The sequence below is a fragment of the Clostridioides sp. ZZV15-6388 genome, assembly GCF_020657755.1.
In the GTDB taxonomy this organism is placed as follows: domain Bacteria; phylum Bacillota; class Clostridia; order Peptostreptococcales; family Peptostreptococcaceae; genus Clostridioides.
In genome coordinates this window covers 1-23,565 of sequence record NZ_JAGWCU010000046.1, presented here as the reverse complement: position 1 = coordinate 23,565, position 23,565 = coordinate 1, and the positions used below count along the sequence as shown (strand labels likewise).

25 protein-coding genes and 1 riboswitch are annotated in these 23,565 nt (G+C 28.3%); of the genes, 3 read left to right on the top strand and 22 right to left on the bottom strand.

Going from position 1 to position 23,565, the window contains the following annotated elements; all coding sequences use genetic code 11:
* Positions 1–153: 153 nt before the first annotated feature.
* From KGF48_RS18400 to cobT, 22 genes are all read right to left on the bottom strand, one after another.
* Positions 154–732 (bottom strand): bifunctional precorrin-2 dehydrogenase/sirohydrochlorin ferrochelatase, encoded by a 579-nt coding sequence (locus tag KGF48_RS18400; protein WP_227840572.1) that lies wholly within the window; start codon positions 730–732, stop codon positions 154–156.
* A gap of 167 nt (positions 733–899) precedes the next feature.
* On the bottom strand, positions 900–1,865 hold the full coding sequence (gene hemB, locus KGF48_RS18395; protein WP_227829045.1) for a porphobilinogen synthase: 966 nt from the start codon (positions 1,863–1,865) through the stop codon (positions 900–902).
* Between the two features lie 15 nt (positions 1,866–1,880).
* Positions 1,881–3,380 carry a uroporphyrinogen-III C-methyltransferase gene (gene cobA, locus KGF48_RS18390; protein ID WP_227868425.1) on the bottom strand — a complete coding sequence of 500 codons (1,500 nt, stop codon included), beginning with the start codon at positions 3,378–3,380 and terminating at the stop codon, positions 1,881–1,883.
* Positions 3,370–4,275 carry a hydroxymethylbilane synthase gene (gene hemC, locus KGF48_RS18385; RefSeq protein WP_227829047.1) on the bottom strand — a complete coding sequence of 302 codons (906 nt, stop codon included), beginning with the start codon at positions 4,273–4,275 and terminating at the stop codon, positions 3,370–3,372. Before hemC ends, cobA begins: the two co-directional genes overlap by 11 nt.
* Positions 4,276–4,304: 29 nt before the next feature.
* On the bottom strand, positions 4,305–5,783 hold the full coding sequence (locus tag KGF48_RS18380) for a cobalt-factor II C(20)-methyltransferase (protein WP_227868424.1): 1,479 nt from the start codon (positions 5,781–5,783) through the stop codon (positions 4,305–4,307).
* Positions 5,784–5,801: 18 nt separating this feature from the next.
* Positions 5,802–6,554, bottom strand: a complete 753-nt coding sequence (gene cobK / locus KGF48_RS18375; protein WP_227840575.1) for a precorrin-6A reductase — start codon at positions 6,552–6,554, stop codon at positions 5,802–5,804.
* Positions 6,551–7,276, bottom strand: a complete 726-nt coding sequence (cobJ, locus tag KGF48_RS18370; RefSeq protein WP_227868423.1) for a precorrin-3B C(17)-methyltransferase — start codon at positions 7,274–7,276, stop codon at positions 6,551–6,553. The genes cobK and cobJ overlap by 4 nt, the downstream gene beginning before the upstream one ends.
* Positions 7,273–8,412, bottom strand: a complete 1,140-nt coding sequence (gene cbiG, locus KGF48_RS18365) for a cobalt-precorrin 5A hydrolase (protein WP_227840576.1) — start codon at positions 8,410–8,412, stop codon at positions 7,273–7,275. Before cbiG ends, cobJ begins: the two co-directional genes overlap by 4 nt.
* Positions 8,396–9,148, bottom strand: a complete 753-nt coding sequence (locus tag KGF48_RS18360; protein ID WP_227840577.1) for a cobalt-precorrin-4 methyltransferase — start codon at positions 9,146–9,148, stop codon at positions 8,396–8,398. The genes cbiG and KGF48_RS18360 overlap by 17 nt, the downstream gene beginning before the upstream one ends.
* Complete coding sequence (locus KGF48_RS18355; protein WP_227840578.1) at positions 9,141–9,716, bottom strand: decarboxylating cobalt-precorrin-6B (C(15))-methyltransferase; 576 nt, start codon at positions 9,714–9,716, stop codon at positions 9,141–9,143. The genes KGF48_RS18360 and KGF48_RS18355 overlap by 8 nt, the downstream gene beginning before the upstream one ends.
* Positions 9,706–10,314, bottom strand: coding sequence for a cobalt-precorrin-7 (C(5))-methyltransferase (locus tag KGF48_RS18350; protein WP_227829053.1), 609 nt, complete (start codon positions 10,312–10,314; stop codon positions 9,706–9,708). The genes KGF48_RS18355 and KGF48_RS18350 overlap by 11 nt, the downstream gene beginning before the upstream one ends.
* Positions 10,311–11,537, bottom strand: coding sequence for a cobalt-precorrin-5B (C(1))-methyltransferase CbiD (cbiD, locus tag KGF48_RS18345; RefSeq protein ID WP_227868422.1), 1,227 nt, complete (start codon positions 11,535–11,537; stop codon positions 10,311–10,313). The genes KGF48_RS18350 and cbiD overlap by 4 nt, the downstream gene beginning before the upstream one ends.
* 8 nt (positions 11,538–11,545) lie before the next feature.
* Positions 11,546–12,178, bottom strand: coding sequence for a cobalt-precorrin-8 methylmutase (locus KGF48_RS18340; protein ID WP_227840579.1), 633 nt, complete (start codon positions 12,176–12,178; stop codon positions 11,546–11,548).
* Positions 12,166–13,053, bottom strand: coding sequence for a cobalamin biosynthesis protein (locus KGF48_RS18335; protein ID WP_227840580.1), 888 nt, complete (start codon positions 13,051–13,053; stop codon positions 12,166–12,168). The genes KGF48_RS18340 and KGF48_RS18335 overlap by 13 nt, the downstream gene beginning before the upstream one ends.
* 1 nt (position 13,054) lies before the next feature.
* Positions 13,055–14,125, bottom strand: coding sequence for an aminotransferase class I/II-fold pyridoxal phosphate-dependent enzyme (locus KGF48_RS18330; RefSeq protein ID WP_227868421.1), 1,071 nt, complete (start codon positions 14,123–14,125; stop codon positions 13,055–13,057).
* A gap of 32 nt (positions 14,126–14,157) precedes the next feature.
* Positions 14,158–15,129, bottom strand: a complete 972-nt coding sequence (gene cbiB / locus KGF48_RS18325; RefSeq protein ID WP_227840582.1) for an adenosylcobinamide-phosphate synthase CbiB — start codon at positions 15,127–15,129, stop codon at positions 14,158–14,160.
* Entirely contained in the window at positions 15,130–16,506 is a 1,377-nt protein-coding gene (locus tag KGF48_RS18320; RefSeq protein ID WP_227840583.1) for a cobyrinate a,c-diamide synthase, read from the bottom strand.
* Positions 16,507–16,545: 39 nt separating this feature from the next.
* Positions 16,546–18,060 (bottom strand): cobyric acid synthase, encoded by a 1,515-nt coding sequence (locus KGF48_RS18315; RefSeq protein ID WP_227840584.1) that lies wholly within the window; start codon positions 18,058–18,060, stop codon positions 16,546–16,548.
* Positions 18,061–18,176: 116 nt separating this feature from the next.
* Positions 18,177–18,356: riboswitch (cobalamin riboswitch) on the bottom strand.
* Positions 18,357–18,420: 64 nt separating this feature from the next.
* On the bottom strand, positions 18,421–19,035 hold the full coding sequence (locus tag KGF48_RS18310) for a histidine phosphatase family protein (RefSeq protein ID WP_227829061.1): 615 nt from the start codon (positions 19,033–19,035) through the stop codon (positions 18,421–18,423).
* A gap of 20 nt (positions 19,036–19,055) precedes the next feature.
* Positions 19,056–19,829 carry an adenosylcobinamide-GDP ribazoletransferase gene (cobS, locus tag KGF48_RS18305; RefSeq protein WP_227868420.1) on the bottom strand — a complete coding sequence of 258 codons (774 nt, stop codon included), beginning with the start codon at positions 19,827–19,829 and terminating at the stop codon, positions 19,056–19,058.
* Positions 19,830–19,838: 9 nt separating this feature from the next.
* Entirely contained in the window at positions 19,839–20,399 is a 561-nt protein-coding gene (gene cobU, locus KGF48_RS18300; RefSeq protein ID WP_227829063.1) for a bifunctional adenosylcobinamide kinase/adenosylcobinamide-phosphate guanylyltransferase, read from the bottom strand.
* A 28-nt stretch (positions 20,400–20,427) separates the two neighbouring features.
* Positions 20,428–21,474: a nicotinate-nucleotide--dimethylbenzimidazole phosphoribosyltransferase gene (gene cobT / locus KGF48_RS18295; RefSeq protein WP_227436176.1), complete on the bottom strand. Its 1,047-nt coding sequence runs from the start codon at positions 21,472–21,474 to the stop codon at positions 20,428–20,430.
* Between the two features lie 216 nt (positions 21,475–21,690).
* Here cobT and KGF48_RS18290 point away from each other — a divergent pair, with 216 nt between their 5' ends.
* The 3 genes from KGF48_RS18290 to KGF48_RS18280 form a co-directional block, all read left to right on the top strand.
* The gene (locus KGF48_RS18290) at positions 21,691–21,882 is read left to right on the top strand and encodes a hypothetical protein (RefSeq protein WP_227436177.1); all 192 of its coding nucleotides are present in this window, start codon (positions 21,691–21,693) and stop codon (positions 21,880–21,882) included.
* A 393-nt stretch (positions 21,883–22,275) separates the two neighbouring features.
* Positions 22,276–23,148: an aldose 1-epimerase family protein gene (locus KGF48_RS18285; protein ID WP_227868419.1), complete on the top strand. Its 873-nt coding sequence runs from the start codon at positions 22,276–22,278 to the stop codon at positions 23,146–23,148.
* 276 nt (positions 23,149–23,424) lie between these two features.
* Positions 23,425–23,565: transposase (locus KGF48_RS18280; protein WP_227868426.1), on the top strand; the 141-nt coding region annotated here is incomplete at its 3' end.

Below are 23,565 nucleotides of genomic sequence, written 5' to 3'. Positions count from 1 at the left end.
TGGCTTTATGGTTTGTTTCTTGTTTTATAAATTAACCTACTGTTTAATTTTCAAAGTTCATTTTTCATGTTTGCCCTTTTCTTAAGGACAAGTAATACTATATCACCTTAAAAATAATTCGTCAACAGCTTTTTAATATTTTTTTTAAAAACTTTATACATTAAACTTTTTTAATTCATCTAAATCAAGTGCTATCAACATATTAAGTATACTTTTTCTTTTATTCTTATCTTGATATTTTTTTATAACTTCTTTTCTAATCTCACCTAACACATTCAAATATTCCTCATAATCCTCAGTATATTTTTCTTCAAGCTCCTTTTTTATTTTTGAAGACAAAGATGGACTTTTTCCCCCTGTGGATACACTTATAAGTAAATCACCTCTTTTTACATAGGATGGAATGGTGAAATTTGATATTTTTACATTATCAACAACATTTACTAGTTTTTTATTTTCTCTGCAATATAATCCTATTTCTAAATTCAACGACCTATTATCTGTAGCAGCAATTATCACAGAACTACTTTCTATATATTCTTCTTTATAATTGTCTTTTATTATATTTATGTTCCCTTGTAAATCATAAAACTTATTTAAAATATGTTTAGAAACTACAGTAACACTCTTATTAAAGTCTAGAAAGTTTTTGCATTTTCTATATGCAACCTCTCCTCCTCCTATTATGACTACATCTAAGTCATCTAATTTTAAGTTAATAGGATATATCATTTTTACCCTCCAAAATTTTTATTAAATACATAAACAAATATAGAAATTGTAAAGTCACTCATATTTTCATTTACTAGGATTATAGAGTACTAGACTTGTAGATAAAATAGTTTAAAATAACAAATTACAATTTCTATACTTTTCATAATACTTTATATTTTAATAGATTATTTTCTTAATAATTTAGCAATATCTTTAGCAAAGTAAGTTATTATTATATCTGCTCCTGCTCTCTTTATAGATGTGATTGCTTCAAGAATTACATCTTCATTTAATAATCCTTCTTTAACAGCTAACTTAAGCATAGAGTATTCTCCACTTACATTATAAGCAGCTAAAGGCAAATCAAAATTATCTTTAACTCTTCTTATAACATCTAAATATGATAATGCAGGTTTAACCATAAGTATATCTGCACCTTCTAATATATCAAGTTCCGTTTCTATCATAGCTTCATTGCTATTTGCAGGGTCCATCTGGTATGTCTTTCTATCTCCAAATGATGGTGCTGAATGAGCTGCTTCTCTAAAAGGCCCATAAAAATTTGAAGCGTATTTAACACTGTAAGCCATTATACCGATATTTTCCAGACCATTTTCATCTAAAGCTTCTCTTATTGCTTGTATTCTTCCATCCATCATGTCAGATGGAGCAACCATATCTGCTCCTGCTTTAGCATGACTTACAGATATCTTAGCTAGATATTCTAATGATTTATCATTATCAACATAACCAGTATCTGTTAAAATTCCACAATGCCCATGACTTGTGTACTGACACATACAGACATCTGTTATTACATTTATATTTGAATCTATTTCCTTTATCTTTCTAATCGCTTTTTGTACTATTCCATTCTCATTAAACGCTTGTGATGCACATTCGTCTTTTTCATCTGGTACACCAAATAACATTATATGTTCAATTCCCAAATCTCTTATTTCTTTTATTTCTTCTTCCAACATGTCTATTGATAAGTGATAAACATCTGGTAAAGATTTAATTTCTTCTTTTACATTCTCACCTTCTACTACAAATAGAGGGTATATTAAATCTTCCACATTTACTTTAGTTTCTCTCACCAAATTTCTTATTGCTTTACTTGCTCTTAGTCTTCTTGGTCTTCTTAACATCTCAATCCTCCAAAATTAATTTTCTATAATTAAATCTACTAATCCATTTATTGTAGATGTTGTAGCCTCTTTATATAAATTTATTCCTAAATTATTTATTGTCTCTGTAGTTATAGGCCCTATAGACAATACTTTTATTTTATCTAAGATTTTAATATTTTCTTTTCCTATAATCTCAATAAGATTATTTACTGTTGATGAACTTGTAAATGTTATATAATCTATCTCATTAGAATTTAAAATATCTAATATCTCATTTCTTTTATCTTCATCTATCACTGTTCTATATGTATGTATTTCTGCTACTTCACAAATATCTTTAAGTTTATCAACTAAATAGTCTCTAGCATTTTCCGCTCTAGGTATGAGTATCTTATCATTGTCATTTAAAATTGGTGCTAGCTCTTCATATAATGATTCTGCTACAAATTTTTTTGGTACTATATCTGCTATAATTCCTCTTTTTTTCAATTCACTTGATGTAGCTGAGCCTATAGCACATATCTTTAGATTAGACAATATTCTTGAATCAAAATTCATTTCATAAACCTTCTCAAAAAATATTTCTACTGCATTTTTACTAGTTAGAACTAGATATTTATATTCACTTATATTTTTTATTTCCTTTTCCAATTTAGTATTATCTTGTATTTTTTCTATCTTAATAGTAGGTATCTCTATTGGATTCCCTCCTAAATCCATTATCTTTTCGACTAATACACTATTTTGATTTCTAGACCTAGTTACAGCTATACTTTTTCCAAATAAAGGTTTACCTTCAAAGAAATTCAGTTTTTCTCTAAGTCCTACAACACTTCCAACTACTATAAGAGTTGGTGGTTTTACTTCTTCTTTGATAGCAACTTCATATACATTTTCAAGTGTAGATGTAACAACCCTTTGATTATATCTAGTTGCCCAACTTATAAGAGCAACTAGTGTATCTTTGCTTTTTCCCTCTTTCATCAAGTTTTCACTTATTTTCTTCAAGTTAGAAATCCCCATCAAAAACACAAGAGTACCTTTATTGTTTGCAAGAGCATTCCAATTTAATTCTCCACTATCATCACCTTTCAAATGACCTGTTATTACATGAAATGATGAAGCATGGTCTCTGTGTGTTATAGGAATACCCGCATAGCATAAGCCTCCTATTGCAGAAGTTATCCCTGGAACTACTTCAAACTCTATATCTTCATCCACTAGAGTCTCTGCTTCCTCTCCACCTCTACCAAATACATAAGGGTCTCCACCTTTCAAACGAGTCACAAGTTTTCCTTCTTTAGCTTTTTCTGCTATAACTCTATTTATATCCTCTTGTGGTAAAATATGATTGCTTGATGCCTTTCCTACATATATAAATTCACAATCTGGTTTAGCTTCTCTTAAGTAACTACTATTTGCTAATCTATCATATACTATTACATCTGATTTTCTTATACACTCTAAACCTTTTATAGTCATGAGTTTATAATCACCTGGTCCTGCACCTACTAAGTAAACCTTACCCTTCATAATTTTCATACTCCTTCAATACAAGTTTAGCTAACTTTAAACCTAACTCTCTAGGAGAAGAAATATCTCCTTCTATGGACTTAATTACTATTTTATTTCCATCTGAATCACCATATAAACCAGTAAGATGTATTTTATCTTGATTTATTTCACAATAAGCCGCCATTGGGATATGACAACTTCCATTCACACCATCTAAAAATCCTCTTTCAGCTAATATTTGGATTTCTGTATCATTATCTTTTAGCGAGTTCACTATTTCCTCAACATCACTATCATTACTTCTTATCTCTATAGCTAAAGCCCCTTGAGCAGGTGCTGGAATAACAACATCAACAGGTAAATAAGAACTTATTTTATCTTGTAAATTAGCTCTTATTATTCCTGATGCAGCTAATACTATTCCATGTAGATTTTCATCTTTAATTTTTCGTATTCTAGTTTCTACATTCCCTCTAACTTGAACTATGTTTAAATCAGGTCTTTGCTTTAATAATTGAAACTTTCTTCTTTTACTCCCTGTTCCGATTACTGCTCCATGAGGTAAATCATCTAAGCTTTTATATTCATCTCTAAGTATTAACACATCTCTTGGGTCTTCTCTTTTAGGTGTATGAGCAAATTTTAGTCCATCTGCTAAATAAGATGGCATATCTTTCATACTATGTACTGCTATATCTATCTGTCCATCCAATAATTGTTGCTCTATTTCTTTTACAAATAATCCTTTATCGCCTATCTTATCTAAGGAAACATTTTGAATTATATCTCCTTTTGTTTTTATAATTTTGATTTCAAAATTAATATGAGGATATTTCTTTTTTAGCTCATTTATTACCCATTCAGTTTGTATAAGTGCTAGATTACTACCCCTAGTTCCAACCACAATATTCATATTAAATCTCCTTTAAGTATTACATTCGTCTATTTTATTTTGTTCTCTTTATTTACTAGTATTGTAGAAAAATAAGATATCTTATCTTCAAGGTGTGCTTCTCTTAAATCCTTAAATACAGTTTCACTATCTTGAGACGAATTACTAACTAAAATAGCATGTTCTATCAGATTATATTTTTCTAATTTTTTTATTATTTCTTTAAAATTCTTATACACTTTCATTAACACTATGGAATTATAATTTTGTAGAGCATTCTCTATCTTATCATCTTCCATAGTACAAGGAACTACTACTAATGCTTCTCTATCCATAACCAATGGAAAATTTTGATTAGATGCTATATTCGAAAATGAAGAAATTCCTGGTATAGTTTCTACTTCTATCTCATCTACTATTCTGTTCATTATATACACATATGTACTATAAAGCATAGGGTCACCCAGTGTTACAAATCCTACATTTTTTCCATTATTAACATCTAAGATAATTTCCTCTGCTACATTGTCCCAAGCTAGTTCTTTTTCGTTTCCGTCAAAACTCATTGGGAAATGTCTAGATTTTATCTCTAATGATTCTGATAAATATTCATTAACTATTGATAATGCCAAACTTTCTCCACCCCTTTTTGACTCTGGAGTGTATAAAATATCTAGTTTTTTTAGAGTATTAACTGCTTTTATTGTAAGTAAAGAGCTATCTCCTGGTCCTGTTCCTATACCATAAAACTTAGCAGTTTCTGCACATTTAAGAGCATGACGAACAAATTTATCTTGTATATAAGGATTTTCTCCTAGCCCTTTTAAATGAATTTTCACATTAAATCCATTATCTTCAAGTATTGTCTTCCAAGAATCCTCTTCATCTCCTGCCATATCATTTATAGCATGGTCACCTGCAACTAACATAAATGGCATTAAATTTATAGTTTTTATATTTCCTTCTTTTAATCTTCTCATTACATGTTCTATTTCTGGATAACCTTCAACTGTACCAACATAAGCATTTACTCCATTATCTCTAAGCATATATTCTAAGGCTGGGTATGCTGAATGAGACTCATGAACTGTTCCATGTCCCATAAATACTACTGCTTCATCACTTTCCATATGAGGAATTTGATGTTTAATTGCCTCTACTGATTCTTGATAGTCCTCTATGTGAGTAAGTAAAGGTCTACCTAATACAAGTTTTTTAAATTTAGAAGAATAGCTTTCTACTTGTTCTTTTAGCTTATTAAATTCTTCTCCACATATAATATGAAGCGTTTGAATTATTACTTCTTCATACCCTTGCTCATATATTTTATCTAAAGCTTGTATAGGGTTGTCTATTTCTATGCCATCTCTTTTCTTTATTTTGTTTATTATCATGTTTGATGTATAAGCTCTAAAAAAATCATAATTCTTTAATGAATTTTTTATTTTATTTTCACATGCATCTATTGTCTTTTCTCTTGTTTCATGATAGCTTGTCCCAAAACTTACTACTAATAAGGCTTTCTTCATATCTTCTCCTCCTAAAAATCACACAATTACGTCTTTAATTTTATTTATGTCATTAATTACATTTTCATAGTTAATCGATTCTCGTTTAATAATTACTACTGGTATATTGAGATTTTTACATGCATTTACTTTTTCTAAAAAACCTCCTGCTACCCCACTTTCTTTTGTTATAACTAAATCTACATCATAATGTTTATATGTTTCTTCGTTTATACACTGGCTAAACGGACCCTTCATTGCTATTATATTGTCTGCATTTAAACCTAATTTTTCACAACTTAAGATAACTTCACTTGTTGGAAGAACTCTAACCACTAAATTTTTATTACTTATTTCTTCTACAAATCTGTTTAAATTTTTACTTCCTGTTCCTATAAATATATTTTTTCCTATTTTATTTGCAATTTTACAAGCTTCTTCAATTGTATTTACTATAAACTTATTGTCATAATTTATTTCTTCTATTAAAGATTTTCTTTCAAATCTTATATATTCTATGTTTGATAACTTTGCACAAGTAATAGCATTTTTAGATACTTCGACTGCATAAGGATGAGTAGCATCTATTATCCTAACTATATGATTATCCTTTATAAACCTTAGCATTTCTTCTTTTCCAAGCTTACCTAAAACTATATTATTTGCATGTTTTTGTGCAAGTTCTTTTCCATATTCTGTAGTTACTGAAAGTACATAGGGCTGATTTTCCAATTCATTTATCCTATCACATATAGCTAAACTATCTGAAGTTCCTCCTAAAATCAAAATCATACTGTATAACCTCTTGGAGTTATCATCAGTTCACCATCAATATAAGTAGATTTATTTCCGATTATAACCATAGTAGTCATATCAACTTTTTCAAAATCCATATTCTCAAAAGTACATATAAACTTAGTTTCTTTTTCTCTACCTACATCTTTGACGACTCCAACAGGTGTATTTCCATCTTTAAACTCTCCCATTATTTTAAATGCTTTACTTAGATGTTCACTTCTTCCCTTACTTCTTGGATTATATAGACATATTATAAAATCAGCTTCTGCAGCTAACTTTAATCTTTTTTCAATTACTTCCCATGGAGTCATTAAATCACTTAAACTTATATGGCAGAAATCATGCATAATAGGCGCTCCAAGTATAGCCGCTGCACCAATACTAGCAGTAACACCTGGAATTACTTTAACTTTTATATCTTCACTTTCCTTAGATATTAATTCTAAAATAAGTCCTGCCATTCCGTATATACCAGCATCTCCACTACTTATAACTGCTACTTTTTTCCCTTTTTTTGCTTCCTCTACTGCTTGTTTACATCTATCAACTTCTTGTCTCATACCATTTTGAATTACTTCTTTATCACTTATAAATTCTTCTATTAAATTTATATAAGTCTTATATCCAACAATAGCCTCAGAGTCCTCTATTGCTTTTATCGCCTCCAAAGTCATTGTATCTTTACTGCCTGGTCCAATTCCTACAACATATATCATATTTTTATTCTCCCTACTGAAAAAGTTATTCCTTTACATTTATGTTTTTCAACTATTAAGTTCCCTTTACTTAAAAGATATGCTACAGGTTCTGCTACTGAATATACACCTACATTTTTTTTCACAAAATCAGATTTATCAAACATATCATCAACCTTGGATATTTCATCCCTTGAAAATGTCTTAAATGGCACTTTTAGTTTTTTTGCTAAATCAATGATTGCCTTTTCATCTTTTTTTAGTTCTATACTCCCAATTATTTTCACAGCTTTAATATCTATATTTTGTTCCTCAAAAAATTCTAGTAAAGAATCAAACATCAACTTACTATCTGTGTCTTTTCTACACCCAATCCCTATAACTATATCTTTTGGAATCACTTTTATTATTTTTTCTCTGTAATAATTATGCGTAAAGTTATTATCCATCTCTAAATTATCTATCTCTAAACTTTCAATATCTTTAGTAAAATTTATCTTGTTGCTTACTATAACTATTCTTTCTATATAGTTATTTAAACAACTACCTTTTAATTCTTTACTACTTTTTATAAGCTTAAATCCTCTAGTGTCAACTTGATAGCCTTCCTCAACATACAAACCAACACATTTACCATTTACTAACATAGAATTTACTTCTTTTACATTTTCTCTAAAGTTATCAATATAAGCATTTAATTTTTTTGCTATCATATCTAAAGAAGCTTTTTGGTTTACATCAGTAGCTGTTGTTATTACTGGATTCGCATTGATAAGACTACTTATATAATGTGTTAAACTATTTGCTCCTCCAACATGTCCACTCAATAAACTTATTACATTTTGTCCTTTCTCATCTATCACTAGAATGGCAGGGTCACTAAACTTGCTTATTATATATGGTGCTATACTCCGTACAACTATCCCTGTCGCCATTATAAATATTATGTACTCAAATTTATTAAATACCTCTCCTACAAAATCACTTAGTTTCTTTTGTACTATTTGTACAGAATCTTCCTGACTGATAACTAAAGTACCTTTTTTATTTTTTATTTGATATACAACACAATTGTCTACTAAAGATTCTATCTTTATAGCTAAATTTTTTCCGTTTTCTGTAATACAAATTATAGCGATATTACCCTCTATACTCATGTTTAAAACCCTTATCATATAACTTTGAATTATTATATTCTTCTCCTAAAAATCTACCTACCATTATTAAAGCCGTTTTATTTATGTTATTTTCTTTAACTTTTACAGTTATATCATTTAAAGTTCCTTTAACTATTTTTTCATCCGCCCACGTAGCTTTATATATAACTGCTATAGGTGTGTCCTTTGGATAACCGCCTTCTAATAATTTAGACACAACCTTTTCAATCTCTTGAACAGATAAAAATATTACCATAGATGTCTGATGCTTAGCATAAGATTGTATTGATTCCTTTTCAGGAACTGGAGTCCTTCCTTCCATTCTCGTTATAATGACACTTTGAGAAATTTCAGGAACTGTATATTCCACTCCTAGAGATGAAGCTGCTCCTAAAAAAGAACTCACTCCTGGTGTACAATCATAGTCTATATTCAATTTATTTAAATCTTCCACTTGTTCTCTAATTGAACCGTATATAGAAAAATCTCCTGTTTGTAATCTCACAACAGACTTGTTATTTTCTATACCATCTCTCATAACATCTATTATTTCTTGTAAATCCATATGTGCACTATTATGTATTTGACAATCTTCTTTACAGTATTCTAAAAGCTCAGGATTGACAAGTGACCCTGCATATATTACTACATCTGCATTACTTAACAGTTTATACCCTTTCAAAGTTATTAGTTCTTTGTCTCCAGGTCCTGCTCCTACAAAATGTACTTTATTCATCATCATTTTCCCCTTTTTCACAAGATATTATATATATAGGATTTAGTGGTTTAAAATATTCACCTTTTCCCAGTTTCTCTAGTTTAGAAACATTTAAAACACATACATCTATTTCTTTAAATCCATATTTTCTAAGTAACTTTAGAGTTTGATTAAATGTTTCTATGATTATAAAATTAGCTACAAGTCTTCCTCCTGTAATTAAAGTTTTTTTAGACCACGCTATTATTTCTTCTAAGTTATTTCCAGTACCCCCAAGAAAAATAGAGTCAACTTTAGTATTTAAATTTATATTTATCGGAGCATAGCCATTTATTACTTCTACATTTTTTAAATTAAATTTTTTGATATTTTTTTCTATAAGCTCTACAGCATCATCATTTTTCTCTATAGATATAACATTTAAATTGGGATAGTTATATGCAGCTTCAATGCTTACACTTCCTGTACCAGCACCTATATCTATGAAATTCTTAGCATTTACTAAATTTAGTTTGCTTATTGATATTGCTCTAACTTCTTCTTTAGTAATTGGAACCTTACCTGTTATAAATTCACTATTCTTCATCTAAAATCACCACAACATTCATTCCGAAATTGTCCATTCTTATTATTTCTTCTGGCTTTGCTATTGTTATTTTTTCATTGTTGTATGATAAATTCTCACCTACAACAATAATTTTATTTAAATTTCTATCTATTATTTCTTTACTTATTTGCTTTGGCCCTATCTTAGAATCTGTAACCATACATACTTTTTTATGTGATAGTATATAATCGAAATCTGGTATTTTACCATGACTACTGGTAATATATAAATCATTCATATCAACATATATCCTTGAAAATATATATTGTAAAGAACTAATTCCAGAAACCATATTTAACATCTTATTATCAATATTTTTAGATAAATACTTACCTATACCATATATCAATGGGTCACCTGAAGCTATTATTGATATTTGCTTTTCACTATTGTTATTTATATACTCTACAATTTCTCTTAAATTAGAATCTAATATTATTTTTTCTCCTTCAAAGTTTTTTACAGATTCTAAATTCCTTCTGCCACCAATTAATACATCTGAAGTAGAAATTAAATTTTCACCTTTTTTTGTTATATAGTCCAAGTTACCAGGCCCCAAACCTATTATATTTATCATATAAAAACCTCCACTAAAGCATCTGTATTATCTGATTTTCCTAACAAAGACTTATCCATTGAAAAAATTATTACTTCTACATCAATATCATCTACATCTTCATTTAAATATTGCTTTACTCTATCTCTACATTTATTACTCAATATATTATAAACCTGTTTATATTCGCTATTATTTATTAACTCTACAGCTTCTTCAGCCGTTAAACACTGATTTATTTTATGTAAAAATTCATGTGTAGCTCCCATTAAAGCTAGATTTGCCACTAATATCTCACTTCTAGCATCAGCTACTTTACTATGAGTATTAAAAATTCCAGCTGATACTTTTATAAATTTACCTATATGCCCAGCCATCAATATTTTTTTATATCCTATTCTTTGAGCCTCTTTAATCATATAACCGATAAAATTACTGGTTCTTACTACATACTTAATATCTAAGTTCAGTTTCTCTCTTATAAATTGTCCTCCATGATTTCCTGGAACTAATATTATTTTGTCTAAACCTTGTTCTTTTTTCATTTGGAGCTCTATAGATAAAGATTTTTTCCATCCCTCATCGCTCATAGGCTCAACTATCCCAGTTGTACCTATTATAGATATTCCTCCAACTATTCCTAACCTTGGATTAAATGTTTTTTTTGCGATTTCTTCTCCTTGTGGAGCAAAGATTGTTATTTTTAAAACTTTATCATACCCAAACATAGATTCATAATCACTTTCTATAAGCTTTATTATTTCTTGATTTATCATCCTTATTGGAGTTGGATTTATAGCAGGTTTACCAACACCTACACTTAATCCTTTTTTAGTTACTACTCCAATACCAGTTCCACCATAGACCCTAATAAATTTATAGAGTTCACTTTGACACTCTTCACTAATATTTATGTTATCAATATTTTCTAAGGTAAGATAATTATTGCTATCATCAGTTTTAGATATAATTTCAGCTCTTGCATAGATATCCATAGTATGTGTTGCATCTATATCATCTCCACCATCTTTTTTTACAGAGCATTCTACAAAGTCATCAGAAATGTTTACATTATCAACATTTAATGATAGCGGTATTCCCTTAGGAGTATCTATGTTTATAGTATCAATTTTATTTTTTGTAATCATCATATATACAGCAGCCTTAGATGCACCTGTAGCACAAGAACCTGTAGTATAACCTCTGCGATACTTTTTCCCATCTATATATACATATTCTTCCATATAGATACCTACATGGCATATAAGATAGCATTTACTATTGCTGCTGCTAAATTACTACCACCTTTTCTACCTTTAGAAATTATATATGGTATATCTGTCTTTTCAACTTCATCTTTTGACTCTTGTGCTCCTACAAAACCTACTGGAACTCCTATAACTGCATCTACATCCAATTTTCCTTCTGATTTCATTTCCATGACTTTATATAAAGCTGTTGGTGCATTCCCAAGTACAAATATCTTTCTTCCTTCTTCTTTTGCTGCAATTTCTACAGCTGCCATGGAACGGGTAATACCTTTTTCTTTAGCCACTTTTGCAGTCTCATCATCTGCTACCAAACATTTATATTTGCATCCTAATGCTTCCAGCTTCTTTTTATTTATTCCACTAAGAACCATATTTGTATCTGTATAAATACTTGCATTATTTTTTAGTGCATTTATTATACTATCAACTGCCTTTTCTGATATTTTTAATATATCCAAGTAATCAAAATCAGCAGTAGTATGTATAGCTCTTTTTATTATTTTTTCTTCAATCTCATCTTTAAATTTATAATCTGGTCTGATTTCATCTATTATTCCTTGTATTAATTCAAAACTTCTCTCTTCTATTTTCATAGGATTCTTTATGTATTCCATTCTACTTCCCCCTTAATTCCACCATCTATTATATCCAAGGTATAGATTTTATTATAAACAGAATTTATATTAGACTCATATAATACATCTATTAATTTCTTATCATTCATAAGCTTATCAATTAAAATACCTATTACTGTACCACTATGGGCAATATTTACTCCATAGGCTCCATATAGCTTGGATATTTTTATTATTTCATTTAAGTATTCTTTTTTTTCTATATTTTCATTTGCTAAACTACTTAATGTACAAGCCTCTCCAACTAAGGATAAATCATCTTTCTTCAGACCTTCTTCTAAAAGAGCAAATGACTTTTTTATAATTTCCTTATTTTCGATTTTTAACTTACTATAATCTTTCCTCATTCTAATTTTCATCGTATCTAATACTTTATTAGGTTCAAGAATTATAACTTTTGCATTAGTTATATTTCCTAAGTATTTTATAACAGTACCATTTATAGGATTAAATATACTATTTTTATTTATAAATATAGAGTCTGTTGGTTCTATTTCTGCTGCCAATTTCGATATTTCTTCACTGTTTAAATCTTTATCTATCAACGATAATGTTGCTTTTATAGTAGCTCCTATATCAGCTGTCGAACTTGCCATTCCTTTTCCAACAGGTATTTTACTGTTTATATTTAAAGAAATGTTTTTGGTATCTTTTTTAGGCAAATTAAATTTTTCAAATACCTTTTCTATAGCTATTCTTGATTTATATCCACCTAAATTTATATCTTTTAATTTCTCTTCAATACATACCTTAGAATACATATTTATAGCATATGAACATAGATATTCTTCATCATCTATTATCCCTTGAACAAACTCTCCACATGATGCTGGGCATATTCCATAAGATTTCATTTTAATCTCCTAATAAATTTTTTATATTTTCTATAAGAATTTTATTATCTTCATGAGATTTTATAGCTATCCTTATAAAACTGTCATCCAATCCTATAAAGTTAGACGCATCTCTAACCAATATATTTCCACGCTTAAACAAATCTTTTTTTAACTCATCAGCTATCTTCTTATAAAGTTTTATTAGGATAAAATTAGCATCTGTATCATAAACTTTTATGTTTCTTATATCTTTTAACTCTTGTAACATGTATTTTCTTTCTTTTATGTAGAACTCTTTACTATTTCTAATATAATCTTTATCTTGAAAAATAAAATTGGATAGCATATCAGCAAAAGAATTTATAGTCCAGGGTTCTTTATACTCATAAATTTTATCCATAATCTTGCTATTACTTGTAAGACCATATCCTAATCTTAAACCAGGCATTCCAAAAAATTTAGTCACAGCCTTAATTATAAATATATTTTTATTTGACTCTATATATTTAACTAAACTATATTCATTTTCATTTTCAACAAATTCCATAAAAGTTTCATCAATTATTAGCATCTTATTGTTTTCATTTAGTAAACAAACAAGTTCCTTTAAATCTTGAACATTCCCACTAGGATTATTAGGATTACATATAAATAAACTATCAAATTTTTCAATTTTATTTTTTACTGTATCTATATCAAGTTTAAAATTATTATTTGAATCTAATTCTAAATCTATAATATCTATATTATTTAATTTGGCACTTCTTCTATACTCTGAAAAAGTGGGGTTTATTATAGCCAATCTTTTTTTAATACTCTTCATAAGCAAATAAATTATCTCTGTTGCTCCATTTCCAGGTATTATAAAGTTTGGATTTATATTTATATATTTTGAGATATTTTTTCTCAAGTTTGTATAATTTATATCTGGATAATTCCTACATTCATCTAACCCTCTTAAAATATATTTTTCTAAATTGGGTAAAACCTTTGGATTTATATTTGAACTAAAATCTATTATTTCTTTTGGGTCTTTCCCATACAATTTTGCCATTTCGTCTACATTAGCACCATGCCCCAAATCCTTCATCTACATCCCCCTTAAATTAGTACACAATTAAGTTATATAATTAAGTTAATAAAAATCATCCTACATGCCACAGATATCAGCGTAAATGCTAATATAGAAGTCAATGAAGAGGCATACATAATTTTATTTGTTTTAATTATATCTTCTCTATCTATCACTCTAATTTTATCTCCTATTGTTGGCTTATATACTTTTTGCCCAGAATAAACATTGGTTCCTCCTAGTTGAATTCCTAAGGCTCCTGATACTGCACCTTCTGAAAAAGCACAATTTGGACTTTTATGATTTTTTCTATCTCTAATAGAAATTTTAAAACAACGCTTATAGTTATAACCAAGAAAAAAACTCCCTATAGTCATAAGAATAACAGATATTCTTGCTGGTATATAATTAGCTATATCATCAATTTTAGCAGAAGCAAAACCAATATCTTTGTATTTTTCATTCTTATATCCAACAGTTGAGTCAAGGGTGTTTATAGCTTTATACGCCATAGCAAGTGGTGCTCCTCCAATAAATGCATAGAGCATAGGTGCAATTATACCATCTACAGTATTTTCTGCCACAGTTTCTACAGTTGCTCTTATTATTTCAGGCTCACTTAAATTAGTTGTATCTCTACCCACTATATAAGATAACTGCATTCTGGATTTCTCTATGTCTCCAGTCTTTAATACATTATAAATTTTTATAGCTTCATCTTTTAAACACTTTGTTGCTAACGTCGTATAAATTATGAACCCATTTACTACGATACTTAATAATACATTAAAACTACATAGCTTCACTATAACATAGGTTACTAAGTAGGTTATTCCAACAGTTACAAACCATAATATAAAACCACCAATTTTTAACTGCTTTCCATTTTTAGAGACCTTTCTTATTATTCCTTGGATAAAATTTATAAGTTTTCCAATAAATCTTACTGGATGAGGAAAAGAATATGGGTCTCCTACAATTAAATCTGTTATATACCCTATATAAATAGATAAAATATTCATTTACTCATTTCCCTTTTCCAAAAAAATTTCTATGCAGTTTAAATTATTATAAAAATGTGTGTGAAGGTATGTTGCCAGTGTATTTCCTTTGCTATAACCTCCATCCCATTCTTCTATTAAATTTCCATCTCTTTCTTTTTTCATTGAATATGCGCATTTTTCATCACTTTCAAATATTGAATGATGAAACTCATGCCCTTTAATAATTTCTCCTGCTTTAGATAAAATTGTATTTTCTTTAGCTACACCAAGGCAATATCCAAACCTCTTTAGAGAAGCTGTCATCTTACTAGTTCCATTAAATATACCAACCATATTAAATTCTTGTTCTTCTTGATTAAGTAACTTATCACCTAAGTACATTAATCCACCACATTCCGCATAAATAGGAATATTATTATTATGTGCTTCTAGTATAGAGGCTCTCATTGATTCATTTGCTTCTAGTTCTTTCCCAAATATCTCTGGAAAACCGCCTCCAATATAAATATAATCTGAATTTGGTACTGATGTATCTTCAAGAGGGCTAAAATAGTTTACTTCTAATCCAAGTTCCTCTAAAAGTTCTATGTTTTCCCTATAATAAAAATTGAATGCCTTATCATATGCTATGGCTATTGATTTATCCTTAATCTGTTCTTTTATCTTATTATTTTCTATTAGATTTTGAAAATCAAAACTACTCTCAAATTCATCACTTTCTGAGATTTCTATTATTCTATCAATATCTATGTAGTTTTCAATCTCATCAGCTAAAGTATAAAACTTTTCTCTTAAAGATTTCATCTCCACACTAGGAATTAGACCTAGATGTCTAGATTCCAATGAAAATTTATTGTTTGGAGGAAAGTATCCCAATACTTCGATATTACAATATTTCTCTATAGAGCTCTTAATTATTTGATAATGGCTCTTAGTTTTTACATTATTTACTATAACACCTTTTATATCCACATCTTTATCTAGTTCCTTATATCCTAGTACCATAGCTGCACTAGATGCTGCCATAGATTTTCCATTTATAACTAGTATAACTGGAGCTTTTAATACCTTAGAAGTATGTGAACTTGTGCAGTTATCTAAATCTATCCCAAAACCATCATATAATCCCATAACTCCTTCTACTACTGAAATATCTGCATCCTTTGAAGATTTATTTACTATATACTTTATCTTTTCATCATCTAACATATAAGAATCCAAATTTCTAGAATGTCTTCCAGTTATAAATGTGTGATATGAAGGGTCTATATAGTCTGGCCCTACTTTATACGGCTGTACTTTCATATTTCTCTTAACTAAAGCCTGCATTATTCCTAATGATATTGTAGTTTTCCCAACTCCACTGCTAGTACCTGCAATCAAAATCTTTTTCATAATACACCTCCTACCTAAAGTATAAATATAAAGTCATTCTTATTTCATAATTTCATATATCTTCTCTATGTCTAAATGTTCTCTTAAGAAATCTGCCAATTTATCATACTCTTTATCTTTAAACTCATCAAAAGAACTTACAGTACTTTCTAATACTTTTAATCCCTTTTTCTTCCTTATATTATTTAAAATTGCTCTTGTAAAATCTATTTCATCAAATATTCCATGAAGATAAGTACCAATTACATTACCTTCTTTATTTACACTTCCTTCAGTATAATTGACTTCTTTATCTAGTTTTTTTGTTATCAAATCTAAACTACTTACTTTATTACTACGATTTGTAATTCCCATATGTATTTCATAACCTTTTACTTTCTTACCTTTAAGGTCGTTCATATATTCACCAGCACATTCAATAATGGTAGCTTCTACTTGAGTTGTAGTCTTTTCCTCTTCAAATATTGTTTCTGTATCTAAAAGACCAATTCCATCTAATTCTTCAATTTCACTTTCAACATGATAAGGGTCTTTTAATTTTTTACCTAACATTTGATACCCACCACATATTCCAAATATCAATTTACCCTGACTATGTAAGTTTTTAATTTGTGACTCAAGACCACTTTCTCTTATGTACTTTAAATCATCTATAGTACTTTTAGTTCCAGGTATTATCAATATATCTGGATTTCCTATAGCTTCTCCATAGTCTACATATCTAAGGCTTACATCTTCTTGTGTTTCAAATATATTAAAATCTGTAAAATTTGACATATGTGGAGTTCTAATTATTTCTATATGTATATCATTTTTATCCATTTTTTTCTTAAATCTAGTTGTTACACTATCTTCATCTTCTATTTTTATATCCATATAAGGAACCACACCTAAAACAGGTACTTTTATAATATCTTCAAGCATCTTTAAACCATCTTGTAGGAGTTCCTTTTTTCCTCTAAATTTATTGATTATTACTCCTTTGACTCTTTTTCTCTCATCATCATCTAATAAAAGCATTGTACCTGCTAATGATGCAAATACTCCACCTCTATCAATATCCCCAACTATTATTACTGGTGCATCTGCTATTTTTGCCATACCCATATTGGATATATCTCTATCTTTTAAATTTATCTCCGCAGTACTCCCTGCACCTTCCATAACCACAATGTCATACATTGAACTTAAATTATTAAAGGTTTCTTTTAATACATCTACCAATTCTAGCTTATAATCATGATATTCAGATGAAGGCATCTCTCCTACAACTTTTCCTCTTACAATCACTTGACTTTTATGATTTCCAGAAGGTTTTAATAAAACTGGATTCATATCTGCTATCGGCTCTATTTTTGCAGCTTCTGCTTGAAATACTTGTGCTCTTCCCATTTCTAATCCTTCTTTAGTTATAAAAGAATTTAAAGCCATATTTTGCGACTTAAAAGGAGCAACAGTATAACCATCTTGTTTAAATATTCTACACAATCCTGCTGATAAAATACTCTTACCTACATTTGATGCAGTTCCCTGTAGCATTATTTTTTTACCCACTTTCTCCCCTCCTTAAAGTTAAATTTTACCTATAAATAAACTAAAAAAAGTCCTAGTGCTTCTAAAGCTAGGACTTTTATATATATTAATTAAAAATCTTTCACCCCGAAGACCTCATGTTTTAAATTAAATTAGGCAGGTATCCTGGCTTAACTTCATCCTACTTCCATAACCTTCCCATCAAATTGACAGTGGTATTTATAGTTTCGTTGGTTTCACAGTAGCGGGGGCTGCAAAGGCATCTAACCTTTTTCCCTTTTTACATCTCATTGAGAACCTAATTTTAATCTAGTATTCTATTTTTGTTAGTAATTTTATAAGCACATATCGTTTAATATTTAATATTTAATTTATATTGAATTATATAAATTCAGTAAAATTCATTTTATTTATTACAGTAAATCCATTATCAACTTCCAAAATTGTAATAGATGCATTATCAATTTTAAAGTTCCAATGATATTTATAACCACCAGAAATCAAATATGTTATTATATTTCTTATTGTACCTGCATGAGAACATATAAGTATTGTTTTTCTATTTAAATAATCATCATTTTCTAAAATTATATTGTCAATCTCTTTTGCTATTCTTTCATATGAATCTATCAAGCTTTCCCCATTTGGGTATCTATAATTGCTACCTTCTTCTATCATTTTTTCAAATTCTTTTGGATATTTAACTTTTATCTCTTCAAAAGTTATTCCTTCAAAGTCTCCAAAGCTAATTTCTCTTAGATTTTCTCTTTCTTCTATTTCTATTGATTTCAGCTTTGATATTTTCTCTATTGTATCTTTAGTACGTGAAGATGGGGTTGTGTAAATCTTATCTATACTTTCACTACTCATATATTTTGTAATTTTATTTATTTGTAATTTACCTTCTTCACTAATATAACTATTTATATGACCTGATAATCTTCCTTTTTCATTATCAGTTGTCAAAGCATGTCTTATTAATATTAATCTTATCACATTATCACCACTTTTTAGTTTTAAATAAACATAAAAATTAACAAATATATATAAATCAAATATACAAGTTCTGAAAGTTCTATTCCACAACCCAATATATCTCCTGTTACTCCATCAATTTTTTTGTAAATATGATTTTTAAACAATATTATAAATATAAAAACTACTATAGCTGAACATAATACTTTAATCAATACTATATTAGGCACTAAAAATATTAATTTAGCAATAATACTAACTATCAATAATGTGTATATTATAGCTGCTATTAACATACTTGTAGTCAATTTTCCTATAAATAAATTCCCCATTCCTTTTGCTCTTGGTGTTACTGTTTTATATGTCAATAACATTACTCCTAACCTTGCAATCATTGGCATGAATATTATAACCCATAGTGAATTATTACTTATAATACTATATACAAATCCAATCTTTAATAAAAGTACAAACATAATTGCTAAAAGCGAATTTGTACCTAATCGAGAATCTTTCATTATTTCAAGCATTTTCTCTTTATCTCTATAACTGTATATTGCATCAAATGTATCCCCTAATCCATCTATATGAAGCCCTCCAGTAATCAAAACACCAGCAAGTGTTATTATAATTGCACATATAAATGGCTGAAACAAAAGTATAGAAACCCATCCTATTAAGTAAGTTAATATACCAATAACAAGACCTACAAGCGGAAAATATACTATAGATTTGTAAAATTCATCATCAAACCCTACATCTAATTTTATAGGTATTCTTGTCAAAAACTGTAGTATCAAAATAAATCTTTTCATAGTCACATACTACTCCTTTATTTTCATAGGTATGCCACTAACTACAAAATAAACTTCATTGCTTTTTGATGCTATATATTGATTTATACGACCTACAATATCAGTATATATTCTACTAAGTTTATTTCCAGGAACAATTCCCATACCTAATTCATTTGTCACAAATACAAAATATAGATTTGTTTTTTCTATTTCTTTAATAAGTTTACTAATTTGTTCTTTTATGTACTCTTCCAATTTATTTATTTCTTCTTGAGTAGATTCTTCTATGTTTAAATTATGTGAAAACATTAAATTATTTACTAATAGTGTTACACAGTCTAGTATAACAGTTTCATGTTCTTCATATATATTTTTAATTATAGAATATATGTCTTCATATATTTCATATGTCTTCCAACTTTTAGGTCTACTCTCTTGATGCTTCCTTACTCTATCTTTCATCTCATCATCAAATGGAATAGATGTCGCTATGTAAGCTGTGTTATTATTCCTATCTAAACATAATTTTTCTGCAAAATTACTCTTTCCTGACCTAGCTCCTCCTGTTACCAGAATAATTTGACTCATCAAAACACTCCTAAATATATTAAATTTTTTATCGACCCATATCTATCTCATCAAAGGTCGCCATATTTTTGTAAGTATAATTTGAAGCTTCCACTATATTAAATGCCAAAGCAGCTCCACTTCCTTCACCTAATCTCATATCCATATTTAGTATAGGGTCTAATTTCAATATATCTAATGCTCTTTTAGTTCCTGATTCTGCTGATAAATGTGATGCTATCATATATTCTCTAGTTTTTGGATTTATTTTATAAGCAATTAAAGCAGCAGCATAAGAAATAAATCCATCTATAACAACTGGAATTCTATTAGCACTACATCCTAATATAACACCTGCCATTGAACCTATTTCAAATCCACCTACTTTAGATAAAATATCTACACCATCAGTTGGATTCGGATTGTTAATTTCAATAGCTTTTCTAATTACATCAGCTTTATGTTTTAATCTTTCTTTTTTAAGACCTGCACCTATACCTGTCACTTCTGATGGGTCACATCCTGAAATTACAGATATTATTGCAGTACTTGGAGTAGTATTTGCTATACCCATCTCTCCAATACCAATTACTTTATAATCTCTTTCTATACATTGCTCTGCTATTTCAATTCCTATTTCTAAGCATCTTATAGCCTCTTGTTTGCTCATGGCTGGTCCCTTTGCCATATTTGAAGTACCTTTTCTTATCTTATAATCTAATACTCCATCTAGTTTTTCATCACAATTTATTCCTACATCTACAGCTACAACATCTGCTCCTACAAATTTACTTATTACTCCAACGCCACATAGCCCTTTTGAGAAATTTGGAAATTGTAACTTTGTTATGTCCTGAGGGTCAGGCGCAACTCCTTCTTCATATACTCCATGATCTCCAGCAAAAGCAATTATAACTTTTTTAGTTGTATCAAAATTTTCATTACCAAATATCCCTGCTAATTGCATGCAAATATCTTCTATCTTTCCTAAGCTTCCAGTTGGATGTATAAGCCTGTCCAACCTCTGTTTTGCTTTTTCAATAGAAGACTTATCTAGAGAATATATATTCCTTGATATACTTTCTAATAAACTCATTTTCTATCCTCCCAATATTATTTTTTTTTAATTATCTTTTTAGATAAAAAATACTCTTATTTTCTAAAAATTTCAACTTTTTCTTTTTATTTTTACATACATATAAAGATTATTCTACATTTTATCTTAATTTCCTTTATTTTACATTTCTAATTTGCATACAATCACATACTTTTTGTAAAAATATAATTAAAAGAACTTTAAGGAGTTGATATTGTGGATGATTTTTCTAAATTAAAAAATTTATATGAAGATGGATATAGATGTATTTATCATAATTGTGTTGATAATAATTATACTATCTATCTTAAGAATTTTTATACGGAAGGTACAGAAACTGTAGAGTTAAGTAGTGAATCAGATTTTTCACAATTTAAAGATTATATAGATGGACTTAGAATGTCTTAATTCTTTGGGAACCCATTAAAATAGGGAGTTTAACAACTCCCTATTTTGAAGTCACAATTTTTTTAATAAGCTTTAAAAGTTCGTCTCGGTTTACTTCTCTTTGTTTTTTTCTGTCTTTATACTCTTGAAAGTTAACAACTTTTGTATTTGGTTTTTCCATAAACTCACTTCCCATTTAACATTATTAACTTATCTTAATATATTTAATTCTATACAATTTATCTATTTCCTTCTATTTATAATACAAAATTTCTTAAATAATCCCAAATTTTCAAAACAAAATTTTCAAAATATACTAAAATCTACCTTTCAAATATAATATCAAATACGATTTAATACTTATTATACTTTATAGTATAATATACTAATAAAGTATAATAAAGGAGATTTTAAATGAATATATTACAAAATGAAAACTTAATTATTGAATCAAGTAGCTCTGGTGCTGAACTTACTAGGATATTTTCTAAAAAACATAACAGAAATATTCTTTGGGATGGTAATAAAAAACATTGGGGTAGACAATCACCTATATTATTCCCTATAGTTGGTAAACTTCTTGATAATGAAACCATAATAGAAGAAAATTTATATAATATGACTCAACATGGATTTGCTAGAGATATGGATTTTGAAATTGCAAATAAAGGAGATGCATTCATATCTTATAGTTTAACATCCAATGAATCTACTCTAAAAAAATATCCCTACTATTTTGAGCTACTTATAAATTATACATTAAATGATGATAGCATAAATATAGAATGGATTGTAAAAAATACTGACTCTAAAGATATATTCTTTTCTATAGGAGGACATCCTGCATTTAATCTTCCTTTTTATGAACAAGATGACTTTTCTAAGTACTATCTTGAGTTTAAAGGAGGAAATAATGTGGAAAAAATTAATTTAAATGGGTCCTTTACTGATGATACAAAATTTATTGGAGACTTAAAAAGGTTACAATTAAATCCAGAATTATTTAAAAATGATGCTTTAATATACACTAACATAGACGAAGTATCTATATATAATGATAAAGATAGTGAATGCTTAACTATATCTATGAAGAATTTTCCTCTAGTTGGCATTTGGACTCCTTATTATAGTGAAACTAATTCTACTGCTCCATTTTTATGTATAGAACCATGGTATGGTCTTGCTGATAGTATACATTCTAATAAAATTTACACAGATAAGAAATTTATAAACAAATTAGGTAAAGGAAAAGTTTTTACAGCTTCTTATAGTATAGACATACATTAGATAAAAAATTTAATTTACATGTTTGTGTTTTTACAAAATATTAATGTAGCTCAAAATAGAAAATACCCTAAATATTCATATAATCAGTATAAAACAAATAAGTTTCTATAGTGCTGAAATGATAGTACTTTTAACCTACAATGGCGAAATTCCTCTTCCTCGCCATAGGAGGTGGAGGATGTAAGCCTAACCGATAGGTTATTTATTTTACTTGATTTTCAAAAAAATGTATTGTATTATAAAATCAGTAGTAAAAACTGAAAGGAAGTAATTACAATGAAATTAGATAGTAATAATCATTCAGTATTTTTGTTACACTATCACTTAGTTATGTGTATAAAATATAGAAGAAAAGTAATTGATAACTCTATATCAGATAGACTAAAAGATATATTTGTAGATATCTCCCAAAATTAT